Origin of the sequence: Streptomyces racemochromogenes, from assembly GCF_039535215.1 — a bacterium.
GTDB classification, from domain to species: domain Bacteria; phylum Actinomycetota; class Actinomycetes; order Streptomycetales; family Streptomycetaceae; genus Streptomyces; species Streptomyces racemochromogenes.
In genome coordinates this window covers 7,232,575-7,254,702 of record NZ_BAAAWT010000001.1, presented here as the reverse complement: position 1 = coordinate 7,254,702, position 22,128 = coordinate 7,232,575, and the positions used below count along the sequence as shown (strand labels likewise).

At 72.5% G+C, this 22,128-nt stretch carries 21 protein-coding genes; 8 read left to right on the top strand and 13 right to left on the bottom strand.

Annotation, left to right across the window (positions count from 1 at the left end):
- Nucleotides 1-16: 16 nt before the first annotated feature.
- Nucleotides 17-1,060, top strand: coding sequence for a MerR family transcriptional regulator (locus tag ABD973_RS33730; RefSeq protein ID WP_125819663.1), 1,044 nt, complete (start codon nt 17-19; stop codon nt 1,058-1,060).
- Here the strand turns inward: ABD973_RS33730 and ABD973_RS33725 are convergent.
- From ABD973_RS33725 to ABD973_RS33695, 7 genes are all read right to left on the bottom strand, one after another.
- Nucleotides 1,049-1,699 (bottom strand): alpha/beta fold hydrolase, encoded by a 651-nt coding sequence (locus tag ABD973_RS33725; protein ID WP_345504102.1) that lies wholly within the window; start codon nt 1,697-1,699, stop codon nt 1,049-1,051. The genes ABD973_RS33730 and ABD973_RS33725 overlap by 12 nt on opposite strands.
- Nucleotides 1,696-2,511 carry a DUF1295 domain-containing protein gene (locus ABD973_RS33720; protein WP_241253078.1) on the bottom strand — a complete coding sequence of 272 codons (816 nt, stop codon included), beginning with the start codon at nt 2,509-2,511 and terminating at the stop codon, nt 1,696-1,698. The genes ABD973_RS33725 and ABD973_RS33720 overlap by 4 nt, the downstream gene beginning before the upstream one ends.
- Nucleotides 2,508-3,830, bottom strand: coding sequence for a class I SAM-dependent methyltransferase (locus ABD973_RS33715; RefSeq protein WP_386382266.1), 1,323 nt, complete (start codon nt 3,828-3,830; stop codon nt 2,508-2,510). The genes ABD973_RS33720 and ABD973_RS33715 overlap by 4 nt, the downstream gene beginning before the upstream one ends.
- Nucleotides 3,827-4,585: a DUF1365 domain-containing protein gene (locus ABD973_RS33710; RefSeq protein ID WP_345504100.1), complete on the bottom strand. Its 759-nt coding sequence runs from the start codon at nt 4,583-4,585 to the stop codon at nt 3,827-3,829. Before ABD973_RS33710 ends, ABD973_RS33715 begins: the two co-directional genes overlap by 4 nt.
- On the bottom strand, nt 4,582-5,841 hold the full coding sequence (locus ABD973_RS33705) for an NAD(P)/FAD-dependent oxidoreductase (protein ID WP_345504098.1): 1,260 nt from the start codon (nt 5,839-5,841) through the stop codon (nt 4,582-4,584). The genes ABD973_RS33710 and ABD973_RS33705 overlap by 4 nt, the downstream gene beginning before the upstream one ends.
- A gap of 107 nt (nt 5,842-5,948) precedes the next feature.
- On the bottom strand, nt 5,949-6,575 hold the full coding sequence (locus ABD973_RS33700) for a sigma-70 family RNA polymerase sigma factor (protein ID WP_125819667.1): 627 nt from the start codon (nt 6,573-6,575) through the stop codon (nt 5,949-5,951).
- A 231-nt stretch (nt 6,576-6,806) separates the two neighbouring features.
- The gene (locus ABD973_RS33695) at nt 6,807-7,133 is read right to left on the bottom strand and encodes a hypothetical protein (protein ID WP_125819668.1); all 327 of its coding nucleotides are present in this window, start codon (nt 7,131-7,133) and stop codon (nt 6,807-6,809) included.
- Nucleotides 7,134-7,310: 177 nt separating this feature from the next.
- Between ABD973_RS33695 and ABD973_RS33690 the strand changes: the two genes are divergently transcribed.
- Nucleotides 7,311-8,819 carry a DUF4246 domain-containing protein gene (locus ABD973_RS33690; protein WP_345504096.1) on the top strand — a complete coding sequence of 503 codons (1,509 nt, stop codon included), beginning with the start codon at nt 7,311-7,313 and terminating at the stop codon, nt 8,817-8,819.
- 48 nt (nt 8,820-8,867) lie between these two features.
- On the opposite strand, the gene ABD973_RS33685 is transcribed toward ABD973_RS33690, so the two are convergent.
- From ABD973_RS33685 to ABD973_RS33675, 3 genes are all read right to left on the bottom strand, one after another.
- On the bottom strand, nt 8,868-9,431 hold the full coding sequence (locus ABD973_RS33685; protein WP_345504094.1) for a dihydrofolate reductase family protein: 564 nt from the start codon (nt 9,429-9,431) through the stop codon (nt 8,868-8,870).
- 91 nt (nt 9,432-9,522) lie between these two features.
- Nucleotides 9,523-11,547: a HelD family protein gene (locus ABD973_RS33680; protein WP_345504092.1), complete on the bottom strand. Its 2,025-nt coding sequence runs from the start codon at nt 11,545-11,547 to the stop codon at nt 9,523-9,525.
- Between the two features lie 279 nt (nt 11,548-11,826).
- Nucleotides 11,827-12,396 carry an SMI1/KNR4 family protein gene (locus ABD973_RS33675; protein ID WP_345504090.1) on the bottom strand — a complete coding sequence of 190 codons (570 nt, stop codon included), beginning with the start codon at nt 12,394-12,396 and terminating at the stop codon, nt 11,827-11,829.
- Between the two features lie 227 nt (nt 12,397-12,623).
- Between ABD973_RS33675 and ABD973_RS33670 the strand changes: the two genes are divergently transcribed.
- A complete protein-coding gene (locus ABD973_RS33670; RefSeq protein WP_125819672.1) occupies nt 12,624-13,784 on the top strand; it encodes an aminotransferase class V-fold PLP-dependent enzyme in 1,161 nt (386 codons plus the stop codon).
- Nucleotides 13,785-14,497: 713 nt separating this feature from the next.
- Nucleotides 14,498-14,740 (top strand): RlpA-like double-psi beta-barrel domain-containing protein, encoded by a 243-nt coding sequence (locus tag ABD973_RS34865; protein ID WP_386382269.1) that lies wholly within the window; start codon nt 14,498-14,500, stop codon nt 14,738-14,740.
- 78 nt (nt 14,741-14,818) lie between these two features.
- Here ABD973_RS34865 and ABD973_RS33660 read toward each other — a convergent pair whose 3' ends face one another.
- On the bottom strand, nt 14,819-16,528 hold the full coding sequence (locus tag ABD973_RS33660; protein ID WP_345504086.1) for a PP2C family protein-serine/threonine phosphatase: 1,710 nt from the start codon (nt 16,526-16,528) through the stop codon (nt 14,819-14,821).
- Nucleotides 16,529-16,808: 280 nt separating this feature from the next.
- Here ABD973_RS33660 and ABD973_RS33655 point away from each other — a divergent pair, with 280 nt between their 5' ends.
- Together ABD973_RS33655 and ABD973_RS33650 are read left to right on the top strand one after the other, a co-directional pair.
- Nucleotides 16,809-18,134, top strand: a complete 1,326-nt coding sequence (locus ABD973_RS33655) for an FAD-dependent oxidoreductase (protein WP_345504084.1) — start codon at nt 16,809-16,811, stop codon at nt 18,132-18,134.
- 76 nt (nt 18,135-18,210) lie between these two features.
- Nucleotides 18,211-19,281, top strand: a complete 1,071-nt coding sequence (locus ABD973_RS33650; RefSeq protein ID WP_345504082.1) for a hypothetical protein — start codon at nt 18,211-18,213, stop codon at nt 19,279-19,281.
- Nucleotides 19,282-19,370: 89 nt separating this feature from the next.
- Here ABD973_RS33650 and ABD973_RS33645 read toward each other — a convergent pair whose 3' ends face one another.
- A complete protein-coding gene (locus tag ABD973_RS33645; RefSeq protein WP_345504080.1) occupies nt 19,371-19,925 on the bottom strand; it encodes an EF-hand domain-containing protein in 555 nt (184 codons plus the stop codon).
- 131 nt (nt 19,926-20,056) lie between these two features.
- Nucleotides 20,057-21,019 carry a recombinase family protein gene (locus tag ABD973_RS33640; protein WP_345504078.1) on the bottom strand — a complete coding sequence of 321 codons (963 nt, stop codon included), beginning with the start codon at nt 21,017-21,019 and terminating at the stop codon, nt 20,057-20,059.
- 262 nt (nt 21,020-21,281) lie between these two features.
- Between ABD973_RS33640 and ABD973_RS33635 the strand changes: the two genes are divergently transcribed.
- Together ABD973_RS33635 and ABD973_RS33630 are read left to right on the top strand one after the other, a co-directional pair.
- Complete coding sequence (locus tag ABD973_RS33635; RefSeq protein ID WP_345504076.1) at nt 21,282-21,527, top strand: hypothetical protein; 246 nt, start codon at nt 21,282-21,284, stop codon at nt 21,525-21,527.
- Nucleotides 21,514-21,990 carry a Clp protease N-terminal domain-containing protein gene (locus ABD973_RS33630; protein ID WP_345504074.1) on the top strand — a complete coding sequence of 159 codons (477 nt, stop codon included), beginning with the start codon at nt 21,514-21,516 and terminating at the stop codon, nt 21,988-21,990. Before ABD973_RS33635 ends, ABD973_RS33630 begins: the two co-directional genes overlap by 14 nt.
- Nucleotides 21,991-22,128: the final 138 nt, after the last annotated feature.

The following is a 22,128-nucleotide window of genomic DNA, read 5'->3' as shown; positions in this document are numbered from 1 at the left end:
GTCGTAGCATGGAGGCATGTCCGAAACAGGTCTCGGTGTCACGACGGGCGCGGTGGCACGGCGTCTGGGGGTCTCGCCCACGACGGTGCGTTCCTGGGAGCAGCGGTACGGCATCGGACCGGAGGTCCGGGAGGGCGGCAGGCACCGGCGCTGGACGCCCGGCGACATCGCGATGCTGGAGGAGATGTGCCGGCTCACCTCTTCCGGTATCCCGCCGGCCGAGGCCGCCCGGGCGGCGCTGGCCGTGCGCGGCCGCCTCGCTGCGGATGGCCGCGCGGGTTCCTCGCCGCCGCCCGTGCCGGAGGAGGGCGTCGGGCCGCCGCCGGACGGACCCGGGCGGAGCCGTCAGGGCGGTCCCGGCGGTCCCGGCGGTGGGCTGCCGCTGGGTGAGGTGCGCCAGGAGTGCCGCGGGCTGGCGCGTGCCGCGGTCCGGCTCGACGGTCCGGCCATGGAGGCCCTGCTGCGGCAGACGATGGAGGCCCACGGTCTGGTGGTCGCGTGGGAGGAGGTGATGGTGCCGACCCTGCACGCGGTGGGCCGCAAGTGGGAGTCCACGGATGACCGGTACGTCGAGGTGGAGCACCTGCTGTCGTGGTACGTGTCGACCGTGCTGCGGCGGGCGGCCGTCGGTGATTTCGGGATGGCGGCCCACGCGGCACCGGTGGTGCTGGCCTGTCTTCCCGGTGAGCAGCACACGCTGCCCCTGGAGGCGCTGGCCGCGGGTCTGGCCGAGCGGGGGGTGCCGACGCGGATGTTCGGTGCGGCCGTGCCGGCGGAGGCCCTGCGGGCGGCCGTCGCCCGGTCGGGGCCGAGGGCCGTGGTGCTGTGGTCGCAGTCCCGTTCCACGGCGGACGGCGTGCTGGCCCGGCAGGTGGCGTCGACGGCGTTCGGCCTCAAAGGGGCGAGGACCACTCCCCTGGTCCTCCTGGCCGGTCCGGGCTGGTCCGTACGGGCCGCCGTCGGCGGTATGCGGCGTCCGCGCGGGCTGCGGGAGGCCCTGGACGCGATCGCCGCCCTCTACCCGGACGCGCGCGCCGAGGTGGTCGCCTCAGCGCGCTGAGAGCAGGTGCTTCACGATCTCGGTGGTGTGCCGGTGCCAGGAGCGGCTGCCGCGCAGCATGGTGTGGCCGCCCGCCTCCATGCGGACGGCCACGGCTGAGGCGCCGGCGGCTCGTGCCCGGCGTACGTAGTCCCAGGACTGCCGGGCGGAGGTGACCCGGTCCGCCTCGTCGTGCAGAACGTACACCTCGCGGCCCGCGAGATGGCCGACGGGGTCCTCCGGCGGGCACCAGGGGGCCAGGGCGATCACTCCGCGTACGCAGGGGTGGCCGGCGGCCCGCAGGGCCGCGCGGCCGCCCATGGAGTGCCCGATGAGGACGACGGGGATGTCACCGTGGCGTTCGTGGAGCCGGTCGAGTGCGGCGACGGCGTCCCGGGCGGCGTCCGCGCGGGGGCCGTTCCATCCCCGGCGGCGGTAGCGGACGGTGGTGATGAGGACCGTACGCCCGCTCAGGGCCCGCGCGAGAGCGGCGGAGAGGAGGCGCATGCGCCAGGCGGGCAGGTTCAGCAGCGGTGGGGGCCGCAGGTCCTCGGCGCGTCCGCCGTGCAGGAGGACGACGGCGGCGGAGGGGGCCCGGGGTGAAGTGCGGGGAGCCGGGCCCTGAGACCGGGTGGCCCAGAGGAGCGTCGCGATCTTCATCGTGGCCGGTCCCCGGAGCGTGGCGGCCGGGGGAAGAAGCCGCTGGTGCGGGCCAGGTAGGCGGCGTAGCCGGGGCGGCCGGCCATGTGGGCCTCCAGCAGGCGCTTGCCGCTGCCTTTGATCAGCAGGGCGCTCATCAGGAGCGGGGAGACGACGGTGGCCAGGGCGGTCTGCCAGGTGGCGCAGGCCGTCAGGTACAGGCCCCACCAGACGAGGAAGTCGCCGAAGTAGTTGGGGTGCCGGGTCCAGGACCACAGGCCGCGGTCCATGATGCGGCCCTTGTTGGCCGGGTCGGCCTTGAACCGGGCGAGCTGGTGGTCCCCGACGGCCTCGAAGAACAGTCCGACGGCCCACAGGGCGAGCCCCAGCGCGGCCGCGGCGTCTGGCGACCGGGGCAGCAGCACGGCCACCTGGACGGGGAGGGAGACGAGCCAGACCAGGGATCCCTGGAGGAGGTAGATGACCCGCAGGGCGTAGAGGGCGGTGCTGCCGGGTGCCCGGGCGAGCATGCGCGCGTACCGGGGGTCTTCTCCGTGGCCGCGTCCGCGCCGGGCGATGTGCACCGCGAGGCGCAGCCCCCACACGACGGTGGCGAGGGCGACCAGGGTCCTTCGGGCGGGGTCGCCGTGGCCGGCCGAGAGGAACCAGGCGACGACGGCGACGGCGGCGAAGGCCAGCCCCCAGGCGCTGTCGACGATCCTGTGTACCCCCTTGACCAGGGCCACGGCGAAGGTGAGCAGCATGACGGCGAGCGCCGTACCCGCCGATGCGGCGAGAACGGTGGCGAGCGCTCCGGTGTCGACGGCGCTCACGTTCCCGGCCGGTCCGCGTCGTGCGCCCCGCCCTGGGCGGTGAGGACGAGCTGGCGTACGTCGAGATAGCGGGAGCGGAAGCCGGCCTCGGAGTAGGCGAGGTAGAGCTCCCACATCCGCAGGAAGGCGCGGTCGAAGCCGAGGGCGGTCACGGCGGCGGACTCGTGGAGGAACCGCTCGCGCCACAGCCGCAGCGTTTCCGCGTAGTGGTCGCCGTAGCCGGTGTCGTGGACGACGGCCAGCCCGGCGGCGGCGCCCTGTCGGGCGATGGCCTCCCTGGAGGGGATGAGTCCGCCGGGGAAGACGTACTTGCTGATCCAGGTGTGGGTGCGTGCCGTGTGCAGCATGCGGTCATGGGGCATGGTGATGGCCTGGAGCACGGCACGGCCGCCGGGGGCCAGCAGCCGGTGCAGGGCGCCGAAGTAGGCGGGCCAGTAGGCGGCTCCCACGGCTTCGATCATCTCGACGCTGACGACGGCGTCGTACGTGCCTTCGACGCGGCGGTAGTCGCACAGTTCGACGGTGACCCGGTCGGCGACGCCGGCATCGGCGATCCGGCTGAGGGCGAGGTCGCGTTGTTCCCGGGACAGGGTGATGGTGCGTACGCGGGCGCCGCGCCGGGCGGCCCGGACGGCGAGTTCGCCCCAGCCCGTGCCGATCTCCAGGAGGCTGGTGCCCGGTCCGGTCCCGGCGAGGTCGAGGAGCCGGTCGATCTTGCGGTGCTGTGCCGCGGGCAGGTCCTCGGCGGCGGCCGGGAGCGAGGTGAAGACGGCCGAGGAGTAGGTGAGGGTGGGGTCGAGGAAGGTGGCGAAGAGGTCGTTGGAGAGGTCGTAGTGCCGGTGGATGTTGCGGCGGGCCCCGTCGACGGTGTTCAGGTCGGAGAGGGGCCTGCGGCGGACCCAGAGGCTGCGCAGTCGGCGCAGGGCCTGCGGTGCGAGGTCGTCCACGTGCCGGGCCAGGACGGTCAGGAGCTCGACCAGGTCGTCGCTGTCCCATTCGCCGGCCATGTAGGACTCGCCGAAGCCGATCAGGCCGTCGGCGCCGATCCGCCGGTAGAACGCTTCGGGATCGCGCAGGGTCAGGGTCGGCGTGCCGTCCTGGGTTCCGTCGGGCTGGCGGGGGATCCGCGTCCCGGCGTCGGCGATGCGCACCCGCAAGGGCAGGCGGCCGAAGGCACGTTGCACGATCCGGCGGGCGAGCGCGGTGCGCAGGGGCGAGGCGTGCGGCAGGCGGGCCACGTCGGGCCACAGGCCGGCGTCGACCAGGTGGCGGCCGGTGCGGGTGCCGTCCTGGGGGGCAGGGGGGAGGGTGAGGGTCACAGCGCGTCTTCCTGGACGGGGCGGGCCGGGCGGGTGGGCCGCGGCTGGACGGGCAGGCCTTTGAGGTAGAGGCGGATGCCGTGCCGGCGGATGCCGAACGACACTCCGGCGGTCGGCCACGGGTTGCGCAGCAGGGCCGCGAGCAGGGTGCGGGTCCCGGCGGGGCGGCGCGTTCCGCGGACGGTGGCGGTCAGGGGGCGGGAGCCGTCCGGGTGGCGGAGCTGGACGGTCAGGTCGAGGCGGTCGCCGGGCAGGGGCAGCCTCATCCGGTAGCCGCCCTCGACGCCGAAGAACGGGGAGACGTGGAAGTCCTTGGCCACCTCGGCACGGCCGTGTCCGTCGGGGCGCAGGAGGTAGCAGTGCCGCCCGCCGTAGGTGTTGTGGACCTCCGCGACGACGCAGACGAGACCGCCGGAGCGGTCGTGGCACCAGTACAGGGTCAGGGGGTTGAAGACGTGTCCCAGTACGCGCGCGTGCGCCAGCATGATGACCCTGCCGTCGGCGCCGTGGACGCCGTGGGCGGCGAGGTGGGCGTCGAGGCCGGCGCGCAGCGTGGGGGCACGGCCCGAGAAGTGGTCGCGGGCGTCGAAGCGGGCGAACGGGCGCAGGACGCGGGGCAGGACCGGAAGGTCGTCGACGTCGACCAGCCACATGTACGTCCGGTGCGCCAGGGCGTAGCGGACGGGCTGGGAGCGGGCGTGCCGCACCTCGGTCGCGTAGAGGGCCGGCACGTGCGGAGCGGGGGCGCCGGTCACCAGGTCACCCCGAGGGATGCGGCGGCCCGGGCGCCGGAGCGGCAGCCGTCCTCGTGGAAACCCCATCCGTGGTAGGCGCCCGCGTAGGCGGTGACACCGTCGTTGAGGGTGGGCAGCAGGCTTTGTGCCGCGACCGACTCGGCCGTGTAGACGGGGTGTTCGTACGTCATGCGGGCCAGGACGGTGCTCTCGTCGATCCGGTCGCCGGGGTTGAGCGTGACGATGTGCGGCCCGTGGCCGGCGGGGAGCCGGTGGAGGCGGTTCATGTCGTAGCTGACCTGCACTGTTCCCGGGCGGGCGGAGCAGGAGGGCAGCCAGTAGTTCCACGACGCCCGGGCGTGGGCGCCCCGGGGCAGGAGCGAGGTGTCACGGTGCAGCACGGTCGGATTGCGGGAGTAGGTGAAGGCGCCGAGGACGCGTCGTTCCTGCTCGGTGGGGTCGGCGAGGAGTCCCAGTGCCTGGTCGGGGTGGACGGCGATGACGACGGCGGCGTGTTCGGCCGTCTCGCCGTCGTCCGTGACGAGGCGTACGCGGCCGGCTCCGCGCACGACCTTGCGGACCGGTGTGGAGGTCAGGACGCGGGCCGGGCCCTTGGCGGCCCGCTCGACGTAGGCCTTGGATCCTCCGGTGATGGTCTTCCACCGGGGGGATCCGGTGACCGAGAGCAGTCCGTGGTGGTCGAGGAAGCGGAAGAGGTAGGCGGCCGGGTAGCGCAGTGTGGTGGCCGGTGCGCAGGACCATACGGCGGCGACCAGGGGGATGGCGAAGTGGCTGACGAAGTAGGGCGGGAAACGGTTCTCGCCCAGGAAGTCGCCCAGGGTGGAGGCCGTGTCGCCGTCGGCGAGCAGCCGGCGTGCGGCGCGGTGGAAGCGGGGGACGTCGGCGAGCATCCGCAGGTGGCGGCCGCGCAGCAGGTTCCCGCCGCCCAGGAGTCCGTACGGGCCGCGGGCGCCCGCGTATTCGAGGCGGCAGCCGTCGCACCGGACCGACATGCTCATCTCGGAGTCCTGCGTGGCCACGCCCAGTTCGCGCAGGAGCCGCAGGAGGTGGGGGTAGGTCCGTTCGTTGTGGACGATGAATCCGGTGTCGACGGCGACCGTTCCCCCGCCGGCTGCCGGGACCTCGTGGGTGTGCGCGTGGCCTCCGAGGCGTCCGTCCGCCTCGTAGAGGACCACGTCGTGCGTGCGGGACAGGATGTGGGCGGCGGTGAGGCCGGCCACCCCCGACCCGACCACCGCGATGCTCTTGCGGTCCATGAGTCCACCCCTGATCTCTGGGGGCCCGGGGGAAGTTGTCTCCGCCCCCGTGGCCCCGGTTCTCGTCTGTCGATTCGGTGCGGCGCCCCTGCCGGATGGGCGGGTTTTCAGCCGGCGGTCTCCACGGCGCCCGAGGCCACGCGCAGGCGGAGGCTGTGCAGGCCCCGCCGGGTGTGGCTCTTGACGGTGCCCAGCGGCATCCCGGTGCGGTCGGCGATCTGCGCCTGGCTGAGGTCGGCGAAGTAGGCGAGGGCCAGGACGTCGCGCTGGAGCGGTGGGAGCAGGGCGAGTTCCCTGGTGACCACGATCCGGTCGAGCACCTGCTCGACGCCTCCGGCGCTCTCCCCGTCGCCGCCGTGCCGGCCGGCGGCGGCCACGAGGTCCAGGCGCCTGGTCCGCGCGCCGAGGGCGTCCGCGGTCTTGTGCCGGGCGATGCCCATCAGCCACGCCGGCAGTGTGCCGCGGCCCGGCCGGAACCCGTGACGGCCCTGCCACGCCGCGACGAAGACGTGCTGGGTGACGTCCTCCGCCTCCCGCGGGTCGCCCAGGACGCGGGCGGCGTGGGCGTGTACGAGGCGGCTCCAGCGGTGGTGCGCCAGCGCGAGCCACCGCTCGTCGCCCTGGAGGAGCAGGCCGATGATCTCGGCGTCCGGATCCGGGTCCTCCGGGCGGGTTCCGTCGCCGCAGGATGCCGGTCCGGCGGCGGTCGCGCCGCCTGCGGGTGATGCAGTCATGCCGCCTCCTCGGCTCGCCCCGGGCGCGTCCGCCGGTGCGAGGGGGGCCGCCCCGGGGGAAGGGAGCCTCCGGAATCCGGGGGACGCGATGAGGCCAAGCGTCACCGGGCCCTCACCGGGCGATCAACTTGCATCGTTTCCGCGTCGAATGACTGCCGAGTACGTCAGGGCGCGGGTGCGTCGGGGGGTGATCAGCGGATCGGGGTCGTCAGATGCGCGGCGGGTGTGCGGTCACGGCTGGTGCCCCGGTCCGTCGAGCGCGGCCAGCCCGTCCGTCCAGCGGGCACGCCGTTCGTCGGCACTCTGCTCCCACCACGGCACGCCGCGTTCCCCGAGGGCCGTCTTCGCCGTGTGCACCCGGTCCCGGGCCGCACGCTCGGCCCGCGGGTCCTCGGCACGGCGGGCAGCCGCGACGGCCCGGCGTGCCGCCATCAGATGCGCCCGCAGCCGGGCACCGGCGTCATCGGGAACGGCCGGATCGGTGGCGCGCCAGCGACGGCCGCCGATCAGCACGTGGTGGCCGTCGGGCGTGGGAACCGGCCCGGGCTTCGCGGTCACCCTCGGCGTCTGCCCCCGTCCGGCCGGAAATAGTCCTTGCAGGCCGTACTCGGCCGCAGGCACCCCCTCCTCCTCCGGGCCGGCGCCGGGGTTGGTGCAGTACGACGGCCCGGCTGCCGTGTCGGTGCGCTGGGCTATCCTTCCGGCACCGCTCGCCGAATGTTGGGATTATCAGAGTTGACCGGCCTGTCTGCCTTTCCGTTGCCCTTTGAAGCGTCGCGTTCCATAGCCTTCGCGAAAGCCCGGACGCTACGGGAGCTGGAGATGATGGAGTGCAGCGCGCACATCCGGGCGAAGCCCGGGTGGTTCGACAAGATGCACGATGCCGGCATCGTGGCGCGGTGGCGGCAGGAGGCGCTCGCCCAGGGGCTCACCGAGGCTCAGGTCCGGTACGTGCTCGCCGAGCTCGGGCACTACGCCGGGCTGCGGGACGGCCAGACGGGCATCGAGGTGTCCGCCGTCGACGGGGTGTGGCAGTCCGACACGCTGGTCGACGAACGGCTCCGGTCCCGGCTGCGCGAGGCGGTCCGGCCCCTGGAGGAGGTCCCCGAAGCGGAACGGGACTGGCATCCGGGTTCGGACGGGCAGGTGCTGGATCTGGTGCACCCCTCGCTGTTCTGCCTGGTACGGGGGGTGAGCGGGGGCCCGGAGGAGGCTTGGCACAACCCTACGAACCAGTACTCGAAGCACGAGTTCTCGGAGAAGTTCCAGTGGCTGCCCACGGATGTCGAGGTCAGCGACGAGGGGCGTGTCGCCTTCCGTTCGTACGTCAACAACGTCCACCCCGAGGCCCATCAGGAGCTCGCGGCCGTCCTGCCGGAGCTCTTCGCGCGCATGCGGCCGCTGTGGGAGAACGTGCTCACCGATCTGCGCCACCCCCGGCCGCCGCGGATCGAGGCCGATCCCTACGGGTGGTACGAATCGGAGCCGGAGTATCCGGTCAGGTCGTCTTTCGCTGACGACGCCGCTTACGCGGACGCCCGCAGCGCCTGGGAGGAGGCCCACGACGTCTGGTGGGAGACCCGCCGCCCGGTCGTCCCGGACGCGCCGGAGTTCACTGCGCCGACGCTGCCCGACGAGGCCGCGCGGGTCGACCTGCGCGGGCGCCGCCTCCAGGTCATCGTCAAGCTCGCCGGCATTCATCTCACCCCGGAGAAGCCCGAGTACGCGGGCGGTTCCTGGCACGTCGAGGGAATGCTGAACGAGCGGATCGTCTCGACCGGCATCTACTACTGGGACAGCGAGAACATCACCGGGAGCAGCCTGAGCTTCCGCGCCGCGCTCGACGACCCGGACTACGAACAGAACGACGACGAGGGCGTGCGCGAGGTCTACGGCCTGGAGAACGAGGAAGCGCTCAACCAGGTGCTGGGATCGGCGGCGACGCCGGCGGGGCGCTGCCTGGCGTTCCCGAACATCCTGCAGCACCGCGTCGGCTCGTTCCGCCTCGCGGACCCCAGCCGCCCGGGGCACCGCAAGATCCTCGCGTTCTTCCTCGTGGACCCCTCGACGACGATCGTCTCGACGTCCGACGTCCCGCCGCAGCAGCCGTGGGCCGCCACTTCCACGATGACGCTCGAGCAGGCCGTGGAGTACCGCGAACAGCTGATGCAGGAACGGAAGTTCTTCGTGGCCGAACACAACGAGCAGCTCTACGAGCGGGAGTTCTCCCTCTGCGAGCACTGATCCCCGTGAGGGCCGGCTCAAGGGCCGGCCCTCAGCCCGGGGGCGCTGTCAGCGCCTCGTCTCGTACCTGGTCAGGATCACCCCGCAGGGAAGCGTCCGCGTCTCCACCAGCTTCAGGTTCACCCAGTTGTCCAGCGCGGTGAAGAACGGCGTGCCGCCGCCCACCAGGACCGGCGCGGTGGCCAGCACGTACTCGTCGATCAGCCCGGCGCGCATGGCCGCCCCGGCGAGTGTCGCGCCGGCGATGTCCATCGGGCCGCCTTCCCCGGCCTTGAGCCGGGTGATCTCGGCGACCGCGTCACCGCTGAACAGTCGGGTGTTCCAGTCGACGTCGTCGATCGTCGAGGAGAACACCACCTTCGACATGTCCTGCCAGCGGCGCGCGAACTCGATCTCCGCCGGGGTGGCGTGAGGCTGCCGGTCGGCGGCCGGCCAGTACGAGCTCATCGTCTGCCACAGCTTGCGGCCGTACAGCGACAGTTCGGTCGCCTGCAACTGGTCGGACCAGAACCGGAACAGCTCGTCGCTCGGCACGCTCCAGCCGATGTCGTCGCCGGGCGCGGCGATGTAGCCGTCCAGGGTCACGTTCATGCCGTAGATCAGTTTGCGCATGGAGCCAGCCTTTCGTGTGCCGGGCTCACGGGTACGGACCGACGCGGCGTGGAACACCCGTTCGACGCGCTGCGCGGACCGGGTCGCCGGGCTACCGGGCGGTGATGGTGCAGAGGCGCTTGGTGGCGCGGGTCAGGGCCACGTACAGGTCCCTCTCTCCGCCCGGGCGGGCGGCGGTGATCTCCTCCGGGTCCATGACGACGACCCCGTCGAACTCCAGGCCGCGTGCTTCGGACGCCGGCACGATGCGTGCGAGGTCGCCGATGCCCCGGGCCGTCAGCTCCCCCACCCTGGTGTCGGCGCAGACCACTGCGAGGAGTTCTCCCGGGTGGGCGCTGGTCTGGGCGCGGATTTCCCGGAGGACGGTGGTGACCAGCCTGTCGGGAGGGGTGGCCGTCGTGCGGGGGGTCTCGCCGGTGCGCAGCGACCGTGTGGGCTGCTGGTCCGGTGCGATCCGGGTGAGCAGGTCCCGTACGCTCTCCAGGATCTGCTGCGTGGTGCGGTAGCTGACGGTCAGGTGGTGCAGTCGGAACCGCGGTCCGACGTGGGGACCCAGGGCTTCCTTCCAGTCGCGTGCCGTCGCGACCGGGCCGGCCTGGGCGAAGTCGCCCACCAGCGTCATCGCCCGCGCTGGGCAGCGGCGGACGACCATCCGCCATTGCATGGCGGTGAGTTCCTGTGCCTCGTCGACGACCACGTGCCCGTACGTCCGCTCGGGTGGGCCGTCGACCAGGCCGGCCGCTTCGTCCAGCAGCGGCAGGTCGGCGTCGGTCCACTGGTCGTCCGGGCGGCGCAGCAGGAGGGACCGCTCGTGGGCGGTGAGCCGTGGCAGGTGCTCGGCGAGGGCGTCCGGGTCCGTCAGGAGGGCCTTCACGAGGTCGCCGGGTACCAGTCGCGGCCACAGCGCCTCGACCGCCCGGTCGACGCCGGGGTCGTCGAGGAGGTCGGCTCGGACGGCGTCCAGGTCCAGTTCGTGGGCCGGACCCGGGTCGGCGGCGCCTTCGGCGCGGCGCCGGTCGGCTCCCGTGAAGCGGTCGAGGTCCATGCCCGTCATCAGGGCGGCTTCGGCGTCGATGCGCTCCAGGAGGTCGCCCATGTCCCGCCGCATCGCGTCGGCGACGGCGTCGACCAGGAACTCCGTGAACACCTCGCGGGCGGGGTTGTGCCCCGGTACGGCCGCCAGGGCGGCGTCGCGTGCCGCGGCGACCTCCTCGCCGGTCAGGCGGACCAGTTGCCGTCCGGCCCGCACGGTGAAGCCGCCGGCCGGGGCCTGGTGGACGCGCAGCAGGCCGGCCAGGGCGTCGGCGAGGTCGGAGCCGCCCTTGAGGCGCGCCGTCTCGACGGTCTCCGCCACCGTGTCCGCGGGTACTGCGGCGAGTTCCCGGCAGGTCGTCAGGACGACGTCGTTCTCGCCGAGGGAGGGGAGGACCTGGGAGATGTAGTCGAGGAACCGGGAGTTCGGGCCGACCACCAGGACCCCCTCCTCGGCGGCACGCGGGAACGCGTACAGGACGTACGCCGCCCGGTGCAGGGCGACCACCGTCTTGCCGGTGCCGGGACCGCCCTGCACCACGGTCACCCCGCGGTGGGCGGAGCGGACGATCTCGTCCTGCTCGGCCTGCAGGGTCGCGACGGCGGCGTGCATCCTGCCCGTACGCCGTGCCGACAGGGCCTCGGTCAACGGGCCGTCCCCCACCACGTCCTCGACGGTCGGGACGGTCCCGTCGAGCAGTTCGTCGCTCACCGAGACGACCGTGCGCTCCTCGAGGCGCAGGTGCCGGCGCCGGCGCAGGGCCATCGGGTGGACGGGGGTCGCCTCGTAGAAGGGCCGCGCGGCGTTCGCGCGCCAGTCGACGAGCAGCGGCAGGTCGTCCTCCTCCGTGTGGAGTCCGATCCGCCCGATGCGCAGGGCCGTGCCGTCGGTCCGGTCGATCCGCCCGAATACCAGTCCCTTATCGGCGCCTTCCAGCCTGCCGATTTCCTTGGCCAGACGCTCGGCGGCGTTTTCCCGTTCGTATGCCTCCCCGGCGCTGTCCGCCGGGGCCTTCAGGACACTCGCCCGGGTGGCGCGTGCCTCGGAAAGGCGCTCGGCGAGCAGCTCGTACAAGGAGGACACATATTCCCGCTCCGATGCAACTTCCCGTGCGGCGTGGGCATTTGTCTTCGACAACAGGTGGGCTCCTTCGGTTCGGGCCACACCCTACGGTGAACCTTCCGTGAAGGTAAGTCTTGACTTACCTGGCGAGGACATGTCCTCGGCGCTGTTTTCCGGGCCAGGAGGCGAGGACGTCGAAGATTGAATTGAGTCCGTGTCGGCGACAGCCGGAGCGGCTTCCTCATTGCCCTTCCAGGGGGAGGACGGATGGGCCATGGCCGTCACCAGTGGGGAACCCTCTCACGACCAGACAAGTCGCCCTTCGGCAACGGAACAGACCGGAATGTCCCCCGCGCCGATCCTCTTCAGCATCTCGGCCACGGAGTCGAAGTAGTGAGCCAGTGACGCGTACTCGCCGGTGACCGTGGGCTCACCCACGAACCATCTGCCGATACGTCCGTCCCTCGCGTCGATGAACTTTCCCGTCCAGCCGTCCTGGTCCGACAGGAACGGGATCCACTCGTTACGCCAGAACGGGTGGTCCGGCTGGTCCGGCGGGTCGAATCCGCAGGACGTGGAACGGTTCGCGTAGAGCCTCTCCATCGCCCGGATACCCAGAAAGAAACTCCCCTCGTCGGGGAACCCGTCGAAACCGCAACATTGCACTTCGTCGTCGAAATCTCCCTCCGGCAGATCCAGATTGTTCTGCAACAGCCACGTCCGCAGGTCCCCATGCAGGGAGATCCCCATCCGTTCCTCGGCTGCCGCGAGCATCTGCTCCGTAGCGGGCCCGGGCAGATCCGCGTGATCGGCCGGCGCGTGCTCCCGAAGCAGACTCATCACACGCGACCAACTCTCAGCCACACTCATCGCCCTCTGTCCTCCACAGGGATGCCTCCGTCCGACTACGCCACTGCGGAAATCGGGAAGTACCGGCCGAAGGACCTTGCGGGGATGATACTTCGAGCGTGCGTTCCATATGGCGGAGTACGGCTTCTGTGGGATTGCGTCCGTGGCGGACGAGCCGAGACCACGCCGTTTCCGGTCAGTGGGGCAGGCTTGGGCGCGTCGACGTCCTGCCGGTCCGAAAGGCCTCCATGAACGCGTCCGCCGGCCCCGCGCCGCTGTCCCCGGCCCGTGCTCTGTTCGACGTCCCGGAGGGCATCGCCTACTTCAACACGGCCAGTCTGGCGCCGACCCTGCGCTCCGGCCTGGCGGCCGGCAGTGCCGCCTTGGGGTGGCGGGCGCAGCCCTGGCGGATCCAGGCCGCCGACTGGTTCACCGGGGCGGAACGGCGCAGGGAGTTGTTCGCGGGGCTGATCGGGGCCACGGCGGACGATGTCGCGCTGGTGCCCGCCACCAGCTACGGCATGGCGGTCGCGGCGGCGAACCTGACCGCTGCCCCCGGGAGCCGCGTCCTGGTCCTCGCCGACGAGTACCCGTCCGGGATCTACACGTGGTGGCGGTTCGCCGAGGCCACGGGGGCTCGTATGCTCACCGTCCGGCGTGAGCGGGGCCAGAGCTGGACGGAGGCCGTCCTGGCCGCGGTGGACGAGCGGGTGGCCGTGGTGTCGGTGCCCCAGGTGCACTGGACCGACGGTGCGCTGCTGGACCTGGACGCGGTCGCCGCGGCCGCACGGGCGGCGGGTGCGGCCCTGGTGGTCGACGCGAGCCAGTCCGCGGGGGCGATGCCGCTCGACGTGGGTGCCCTGCGGCCCGACTTCCTGGTGACGGTCGGCTACAAGTGGCTGCTCGGCCCCTTCGGCCTCGGCTACCTGTACGTGGCTCCGCGGTGGCAGGAGGGGCGGCCGCTGGAGGAGAACTGGATCCTGCGCGAGGACTCCGAGGACTTCGCCCGGCTCATCGACTACCGCGGCACGTACGCTCCCGGGGCGCGCCGCTTCGACGTGGGGCAGCGCACGGCGTTCGAGCTCACTCCCATGGCCGTGGCCGCCCTCGAACAGCTGACGCGGTGGACGGTCCCGCGGGTCGCGGCCACCCTCGGGACGATCACCGACCGCATCGCCGCCGCTGCCCGCACGCGGGGGCTGCCCGTCAGTGATCCGCGCGGGCCGCACATGCTCGGCGTCACCGTCCCCGGCGGCCTTCAGAAGCGGCTGGTGAACGCCCTGGAGCAGGCGGACGTGTTCACCGGCCCGCGCGGCACGGCGATCCGTATCAGCCCTCACCTGCACACCACCGAAGAGGACATCGCGCAGCTGCTGGCCGCCCTGGACGCCTTCCTCGACGGACCTTAGGCAGTGGCCGCCATCCGGGAGGCTCCCAGTCGCGCCTCCAGCTCCGGGCCGGACACGGGACCACCGCCCGGCGGTAGCGCTCGGGTGTCGTGGAGACCGTCTCAAGGTGCGTCAAGCCCGGGTCTCGGCCGGCCGGCTGTCGGGGCGACCGCCGGACGTTAGCGGCGTGTTAGCGGCATTCGTGATCCTGGGCCGGCTGTGACCGCCGGCCGATTCCGGTGGTCGGCGAGGGCGTTGTCCGTATGCGGCCGTCCGCGTTGGCGCACCGTCGCGGCTTTGCCGCGGGCTCGCCCCTGAACGCGATATCCAGAGATAGAGAGAGCGATGAAAGCAAGAATCGCCACGGCTGCCGTCGCGGTTGCCGTGCTCGCCGTCGGCTCCGGCGCCGCCATCACCGTCGCCACCGCCTCCGCTTCGGAGACCGCCGAGGCCACCGTCTCCGCCCAGGGCGCCCCGTCGCCGCCAAGCCGGGCGCCACCGTGGCGGCCGAGCCGGCCGCCACCGTCCTCGCTCCGCAAGCGGGCGGGACGACGGCACCGCCCCCGAAGCCCGGCAGGACGACCTCTCCGTCGGGCACGCCGCAGCCGGGCGGGACCACCATTCCCCCGAAGCCGGGCAAGACCCCGACGGCGTCCGCGCAGCCAGGCGAGCCGAGTGTGACGTACAAGGGCAGGGCGACCTTCTACTCGCCGGGTCTGGGAGCGTGCGGCAAGGTGATCAACGAGAGTGACCTCGCCGTCGCGCTCGATTCCGGCACGTTCGGCGGCGGGTACCCGTCGAGCCAGTGCGGGCGGAAGGTCGTCATCACGTACAAGGGGAAGTCCATCACGGCGACGGTCCTGGACGAGGCGCCGGGCGCGGGCAGGCACGGCCTCGACCTCACGCCCGGGGCGTTCAAGGCCCTCGCCCCGCTCGACAAGGGCAGGATCGACGTCACCTGGCGCTTCGTCAAGTAGCGCACGGGGCGGGGGCGGTCCGGGCAGACCCGGCGACGGATCCGCCCCCGCCCGCCGCCGTTCCGGGCGGGCGCGGTGTCAGAGGGCTTCGACGACCACCAGGCAGGTGTCGTCCTCCAGCCGGTCGCCGGCGTACCGGGCGACCACCGCGTCGAGGGTCTGGCGGGCGTCGCCGCCGACGCAGTCCGCGACGTGTTCGCGCAGGGAGTCGATGCCGGTCTCGATGTCCTCGCCGCGCCGCTCGACCAGGCCGTCCGTGTACAGCAGCAGGAGGTCGCCCGGCTCCAGCGGTACGTCGGCCGTCGCGTACGCCTCGCCCAGGAGCGGCCCCCGGTGCCCGGTGTCCAGTGCGGTGGCCGCGCCGTCGTGCAGGAGGAGCGGCGCCGGGTGTCCGGCGCAGGCCCACACCAGTCGGCGGTCGGCGGCGAGGTGTCCGATGACGGTGGTGGCCGTCTCGGCCGAGGCGTCGGCGCACACGAGTTCGTTGAGCCAGGTGGTCAGCTGGCCGGCGTCGCTGCCCGGCGTGTGGGCCAGGCCGGCCAGGGCGTGCCGCTGCTGCGCCATGCGCGCGACGGCTCCGAGCCCGTGACCGCAGGCGTCGCCGATGGCCAGGAGGATGCGTCCGTCGGGCAGCGCGCGGCACTTGTACCAGTCACCGCCGACCGCGGCGTCCTCCTCGACCGGCAGGTACGCGGCCGCCACGGCGAATCCGAGCCGGGCGATCTCCGAGGAGTGCGTCGGGAGCAGCGCCTCGCGCAGCGCGGCGGCGACACGGTGTTCGGCGGCGGCCTCCTCGCGGAGCCGCTCGCTCTGCCGACGGGTGGCCGCGAGCCGTTGCCTGCCGCGGATGACGGGCGTGAGGTCGCGTGCGATGAGGTGCAGGGCCCATGCCAGGCCGTCCGTGGAGATGACGGGCCGGCCGATGACGTGGAGCGTACGGACGTCGCCGTACACGCTGAACCGGATGTCGGAGCCCGGAGGCTCCTCCCCGTCCAGCAGGGCGCGCAGCAGCCGGCCCCAGCGCGGTACGTCCTCCAGGAACACCGCGTCGTACAGGTCCAGCAGGCCCATGGGGCGGCCGGGAGCGGTCCTGAAGATCGTGCTCAAGCCCTCGGACCAGGTGGTTTCGCCGGAGAGGAGGTCGAAGTGGGCCCAGCCCATGGAAGCGATGTACTGGGCCTCCAGCGACATCAGTTCGGCCGGGTTGTGGGCGGGGCGCCAGGTCGCGATCACCTGGCCGGAGCAGGACGCGGCGTCGTAGAGGAGTTTGGTGCGGTGCAGGCCGTCCGGACGGCGCTCGGTGTAGTCCACCGGGAAGTTCCGCAGCGCACGGCCGGTGTGCAGGACCTCCTTGAGGGAGTCCAGCAGCCCGCTGCCGTCCACACCCGGCCGCACCTCGCGGAGCCGTTTGCCGACCTGCCGGTCGGGGGCGTCGAGCCATTCGACGGAGCGGATGTGGTTGCCGGCCCGGATGACGAAGTCCTCGGTCATCCCGTCGTCGTCGGTGACCGGTGCCAGCAGTGCCGCCGAGACGGGGATGGCCGGGAGGGTCGCGCAGACGCAGGCCCACGGGTCGTGGTCCCCGTTACCCTCCGCGCAGGAGTGGCTGCGCTGGGCGACGGCACCGCAGGAGCAGGCGAGGAGGGACGCGGACTCCGCGATCTCGGCCGGGGTGGCGGGACGCGGCCGTGCGCCCGCCGAGCGGCCGGCGGCGGCACGCAGGAGAGTCACTTCGCGGGTGATGAGTTGCTTGAGGGTCTCGGGGTCCCGGGGAACGGCCGGGCTCATGGTCATCTCCCTCCGCCGTGGGGGCGGCACGCGTGATCGGCGCCTGCCCCCGGCACGCCGGTTCACTCATGACCATGCGGAGTGGACCCGTCGCCTTGTGTGCGCTCTCCGGTGGTGGTCGCCGTGTACGGCCGGCTCGCGAGGGTTCCGGCGCGGCCTGGCGGGAGGCGGCGCGTCCTGTGTCGGAGCACCGGCGCGCCGACGCCGGGGCCCGGCCTCCCGTGCGTAGCCTGGCCGCAATCGCTGTGCCCGTTCCGCGGGCAGGGAGTTGGGGGCATCCATGGCCGAGGGACCGGGCTTCCGTCACGACGTGGTGGTCGTCGGTGCGGGAGCGGCGGGACTGGCCTGCGCCGCGGATCTCGGCGCGGCCGGGCTGGACGTCCGCCTGCTGGAGGCCGAGGAATCGGTGGGCGGCCGCGTCCGCACCGACCGGGTCAACGGCTTCATCACCGACCGCGGCTTCCAGGTGTTCAACACCGGCTACCCGCAGGTCAGGCGCCGCCTGGACCTGCCCGCCCTCTTCCTGCGCCCGTTCACCCCCGGGGTGCTGGTGCACACCGACGCCGGCCGGCTGCGGTTGACCGATCCCACGCGGCGGCCGCGCGACGGGATCGGCCTCCTCACCGGCCGACGGGTGAAGCCGCGCGACCTGCTGGCCTTCGGTGCGCTCTCGGCCCGCGCCATGCTCTCCCCCGCTTCCCGGCTGCGGGCCCGGCCCGACGTCACCACCCGTACCGCCCTGGCCGAGGCGGGCTTCTCCGAGGACTTCGTCGAGACGTTCTTCCGGCCCTTCCTGTCGGGGGTCTTCCTGGAGGACTCCCTGGAGACTTCCGCCCGCTTCTTCCACCTGGTCTGGCGCAGCATGCTGCGCGGCACGCTGTGCCTGCCCCGCGACGGCATCGGCGCGGTGCCGGCGCAGCTCGCCGCGGGCCTGCCCCCGGGGGTGCTGCTCACCTCGTCGCCGGTCACGGAGTTGGGGCCGCGGGGAGTGGTCCTCGGGAGCGGGGAACTGCGTGCGCGAGCCGTCGTCGTGGCCACCGGAGCGGGTGCGGCGGCGCGCCTGCTGCCCGGCCTGGCACCGCCTCGGGAACGGATCGTCACGACGCTCTACCACGCGGTCGAGCGGTCCCCGCTGCCGGAACCGACCCTGATGGTCGACTCCCGCCGCAGGTTCCTGAACTCGTGCGTCCTGACGGAGGTCCAGCCCGGCTACTCCAGTGACCGCAGGAGCCTGGTGTCGACCTCCGTGCTCGGCACGCCGGGCCCGGTGGAAGAGGCCGCCGTACTCAAGGCCCTCGCGGAGGCGTACGGCACGGACACCGGGACCTGGGAGCCGGTGCACCGCGTGACCGTACGAGGTGCCCTGCCCGCCATGGCGCCGCCGCTGTTGCTCAGCCGCACGAGCCGGTTCGCCCCCGGCCGGTACGTCTGCGGTGACCACCGCGCGACGGGATCGCTCCAGGGAGCGCTCGCTTCGGGCTCCCGGGCGGCCCGCGAGGTCATCGCCGACCTGGGACGGGGGGCGTCCGGTGAACCGCTCGTGAACCGCTGGAGCAACCCACCTGCGCGGTCCGAGGGTCGGCGGCGCGGGCCCGGGGCTGAGTGAACCGAGACCGAAACGAGTCCGGTGCTTTGCCGCAGCGTTCGCATGTCGTGACCCTGAGCAGGGATGATGACGCTTCGTGCTCACGAACCTCATCACCGCCGTCGGTCTGGCCGTCCTCGTCTGGGCGATCTTCAACACCACCCGTCTCGCCGTTCGCAACAGGAAAGCCCGGAACTTCGACGCCGCCGCCTACGGTCTCGTCCCCCGCGAGCGGCTGGACTGCCGGCGCTCCGGCCCGCCCGCTGACGAGCCCGCGCTGCGCGCGGCGGTCGAGGCCGCCCTGCACGGCGCGTGGGAGCCCGCGGCCGGACTGCTCGCGGACACCGCGGAACGCCAGGACTGGGCGGAGCGCTGGCGGGTCGTCGAGGTGTTCGCGGACCTGGCCGTCGAGGACGAGCACTGGCTGCGGGTCTGGCGCGCCAAGCGGCCGCAGGACGCGGACCCGGTCGTCGTCCACGCCCACGCCCTGCTGCTCCGCGCCTGGGCGGCGCGCGGCGAGAAGACCGTCGACCAGACCTCCGCCGAGCAGATGGCGCTGTTCGGGGAGCTGCTGCCGACCGCCATGTACGCGGCCCAGGAGGCGGCCAGGCTGGCGCCGCGGGATCCGTCCCCGTGGGTCACGATGGTCGCCGCCGCGCGCGGACTCGGGCTGTCCCACGACGAGTTCCGCGGCCTGTGGAACGAGGTCACGCGCCGTGCGCCGCTGCACTACGACGCGCACTGGCACGCGCTCCAGTACTGGTGCGCGAAGTGGCACGGCTCCCACCGGCTGATGTTCGACTTCGCCCAGCAGGCGGCGGCGTCCGCTCCGGCCGGGAGCCTGCTCTCCGCCGTCTACCTGCACGCCGTGTACGAGGCCACCCTCCAGGACGGCGACGCGGCCTACCGCACCTGGGTCACGAAGGCCGCGCTCGCCCGCGTCGGGGCCGACCTGGCGCAGGCTCGTGAGGATGACCGCCGGCTTCCCGCGATACGGCACCTGTACGCCGCCGTACTCGTGAAGACGGGGCGGTACGCGGAGGCCCTGGCGCAGTTCCGGCTCATCGGCGGCTGGTGCGGGGCCGCTCCCTGGACCGACGCGCGGGATGCCGCGGCGGCGTTCGACCACGCCCGGAGCCTGGCGGCCCTCCACTCGGGCCGTCCCTGACGCCCCACGCACCGCTGTCACTTGGGGGACCCGGAGAGCCGCGGAGCGGCGAAGTCCGGGCAGCAGGACGGGCGCGCTGGCGGGGGGCGTCACGCCGGGGCGTCGGGCCGTCCCATCCACCAGTTGCCCGGGGCGGCGGGATCGGTGCTGGACCAGTACTCGACCACCGCGGACTCGAACTCGGCCGGGTCGAGGGAGCCGTCGCCGTCGCGGTCCAGGTGGGCGAACGCCGCGTCCAGGTCCGCCTGCCCGATCGCCGGGAAGTGGCTGCGCTGGAAGGCGTCGAACTCCGTCCTGCTGACCCGGCCGTCGGCATCGGCGTCGGCGATGGCGAAGAACGCCCGGGCGAGCGCGCCCACGGTGGTCGCGGCGGCCTCGGGGTCGCCGGCCAGGGTGAGGGTGGCGGTGACGAACTCCCGCTTGCCCAGGCGGCCGTCGGGGCCGACGTGCGGGGCGTGCAGGTCGCGCCAGACGCCGACGTAGGCGTGGACCATGCGGGTGTGCTCCGCGGAGCCGCGGGCGTACCCGAGCTGGTCGGCGGCCCGGTCTCCCATGATGACGTGGTCCGCTTCGGTCAGGGCCCCGTCGCCGTCGGCGTCCAGCAGGTCGAAGCCGCGGCTGATCTTGTCGCGCAGGATGTCCATGGCGGTGAACGTAGCGCAGGGCGCGCGGGCCCGGCTGCCGGACGGCTTGGTGACCCGCCATCGGGTGACACCGGGACGGCGTCGGTCCAGGTGTCGCCCGGCGCCACGCGGGCGTTGTCCGGCACCGGGGATCAACCGAACCGTGGTTGGCGCTGAGATTGATCAAGGCCCGGCTGTAGCAGCCTGAGGGCGTTGACGCGGTTCTCGTACTCGCGGCGGGCCTTGCGCTGCGCCGGGACCACCGGGGTGCCCTGAGTGCCGTCGAGGGGCTGGCAGCGGGTGAGGAGCTGGCGGTGGACTGCGGGCGCGGCGGTGACGCGCAGTGTGTAGCCCTGGCCGCGTCGTACGGTCACGCCCTGGTCGAGCGCTGCGCGCTCGGTGGGCTCCAGCTCGGTGGCGCGGAGGAAGTCCGCGACCTTGCCTGGCATGTCGAGGAGGACCGGCAGCTCCGGAGCCGGAGCGTCCTGGTCGACGATGGTGTGCTCGGGCAAGAGGTCGGCGACGGCGGTACGGATGGCCCCCCGGCTGACGTGGTGGTCTCGAGCCAGGGCGGCGATGGACTGGCCGCCCAGGTACGCGGCGCGCACGGCAGCGGCCTTCGCTGCCGTGACGGCCGGGCGGCGTCCGCCCTTGTTGCCCTTGGCCTCGGCGGCCCGCAGCCCGTCGTATGTCAGCTCACGCTGAAGGTCGCGCTGGAGTTCGCCGGCGGCCGCGAGGGTCTGCACCATGAACTTCACGGTGGACAGCAGCTCGCCGGTGCGCGGGTGGCGTGCGGTGAGGTCCATCGCGGAGAACGCGCCGTCGTGGATGCGCAGAGCGAGACGGTCGCGGTGGAGGACATCGAGCACATCGAGAATGTGCCCGGTGCCGCGTACGAGGCGGAACATCTCGGAGATATGCACGGTGTCGCCCGGCCGCGCGTACGTAAGTAGCTCGCTGAACTTCGGTCGCTCAAGCGGGTGGAGGCGGCTGGAGGTGCCGGCGTCCTCCTCGAAGACGACCGGGTCGTCGATCCCGGCCTCGTCGAGGACGAGGTTCTGACGGTCGGTCGACTGCTGGTCGGTCGACACCCGCTTGTAGACCAGGTTGGCCATGCCGCTCCCCGTTTTGGTGGTCGCATTCGACCCTAGCCGTCAGCAAACCCTGTCATCAGCCGCCATCGGATGTGATTGGATCCGCGCCGCCGACAGGCCCGAAAAGTCCGGGTTCATTGGATGCCTGCCGCACCTGTCGTCATTCGTTCGTTTGCCGACAGGACGGCCCGTAATCATGAACCTCTGACGGGATAGCTGCACCCCGCCCCGGTCATTAGCAACTCAGGTTGACTATCTGGGTTAGTCAACTACAGTTGCTTACATGTCCGTCGGCGAAAATTCCCTTCCCTCTGAGCCTGCTGACGCTCTGGCGGCTGTCGTTGCGTTGCGGCGTCTTGCCGATCAGCTGGAGGACTCCGCTGTGGAGCAGGCCATGCGGGCGGGCTGGAGCTGGCCGCAGGTCTCCGAGGCGCTCGGTGTCACCCGCCAAGCCGTCCACAAGAAGCACGCCAAGCGGCTCATCGCCGCCGGAGTCAAGCTGAGGAGGCGCGGCGATGAGCGCGTTTGACAAGTACCTGCATGCGGTCATCGTGCGGGCGATGGCCGAAGCTCAGGATGATGGGTCGGCGACGATCGACGCGCACCATCTTCTGTTGTCGCTCGCCGCCGATCAGGGGTCTACTGCTCAGCAGGTCCTGGCCTCGGTCGGGCTCGATCGCGCTGCTGTCCGCGAGGCACTGGATCGAGAGTTCGAGCACAGCCTGAGCATGGTTGGAGTGTCTCCGGCCGCCTATGACCTTCCCGGGCCGAGCCACGCTTCCCAGCAGCCCAAGATGGGTGCGTCCGCCAGACTCGCACTGGAGCGGAGCTTCTCCTCCGCTCGCAAGAAGGACCTGGGGTCAGCGCATCTGCTGCTCGGGATCCTCCAGGCGCAAATCGGCACCGTGCCACGTGCTCTCGCCTTGGCCGGTATCGATCAGGCCGAGCTGGCGGACCGCGTGCGGCAGACGCTCAACAGCCAGGATCAGTGACATCTGAAGCAGCTGACCCAGACAGTTCGCCCACGGCCGTGCCCTTGCCGCGATGTGCTGTGGACCCGGTGGGCGTGCGCGACGGATCGCACGCTGCGCTGGGCACTGAGCCCCTGGTGAGAGCCGGTGGGCGATGAA

What these genes read in the sequence shown, in the direction of transcription:
- ABD973_RS33730 (WP_125819663.1), top strand. Translation starts at nt 17, where the DNA reads ATGTCCGAAACAGGTCTCGGTGTCACGACGGGCGCGGTGGCACGGCGT.
- ABD973_RS33645 (WP_345504080.1), bottom strand. Translation starts at nt 19,925, where the DNA reads ATGGACATCCTGCGCGACAAGATCAGCCGCGGCTTCGACCTGCTGGAC.
- ABD973_RS33685 (WP_345504094.1), bottom strand. Translation starts at nt 9,431, where the DNA reads ATGCGCAAACTGATCTACGGCATGAACGTGACCCTGGACGGCTACATC.
- ABD973_RS33705 (WP_345504098.1), bottom strand. Translation starts at nt 5,841, where the DNA reads ATGGACCGCAAGAGCATCGCGGTGGTCGGGTCGGGGGTGGCCGGCCTC.
- ABD973_RS33640 (WP_345504078.1), bottom strand. Translation starts at nt 21,019, where the DNA reads ATGGCCAACCTGGTCTACAAGCGGGTGTCGACCGACCAGCAGTCGACC.
- ABD973_RS33675 (WP_345504090.1), bottom strand. Translation starts at nt 12,396, where the DNA reads ATGAGTGTGGCTGAGAGTTGGTCGCGTGTGATGAGTCTGCTTCGGGAG.
- ABD973_RS33725 (WP_345504102.1), bottom strand. Translation starts at nt 1,699, where the DNA reads ATGAAGATCGCGACGCTCCTCTGGGCCACCCGGTCTCAGGGCCCGGCT.
- ABD973_RS33670 (WP_125819672.1), top strand. Translation starts at nt 12,624, where the DNA reads ATGAACGCGTCCGCCGGCCCCGCGCCGCTGTCCCCGGCCCGTGCTCTG.
- ABD973_RS33700 (WP_125819667.1), bottom strand. Translation starts at nt 6,575, where the DNA reads ATGACTGCATCACCCGCAGGCGGCGCGACCGCCGCCGGACCGGCATCC.
- ABD973_RS33630 (WP_345504074.1), top strand. Translation starts at nt 21,514, where the DNA reads ATGAGCGCGTTTGACAAGTACCTGCATGCGGTCATCGTGCGGGCGATG.
- ABD973_RS33655 (WP_345504084.1), top strand. Translation starts at nt 16,809, where the DNA reads ATGGCCGAGGGACCGGGCTTCCGTCACGACGTGGTGGTCGTCGGTGCG.
- ABD973_RS33635 (WP_345504076.1), top strand. Translation starts at nt 21,282, where the DNA reads ATGTCCGTCGGCGAAAATTCCCTTCCCTCTGAGCCTGCTGACGCTCTG.
- ABD973_RS33660 (WP_345504086.1), bottom strand. Translation starts at nt 16,528, where the DNA reads ATGAGCCCGGCCGTTCCCCGGGACCCCGAGACCCTCAAGCAACTCATC.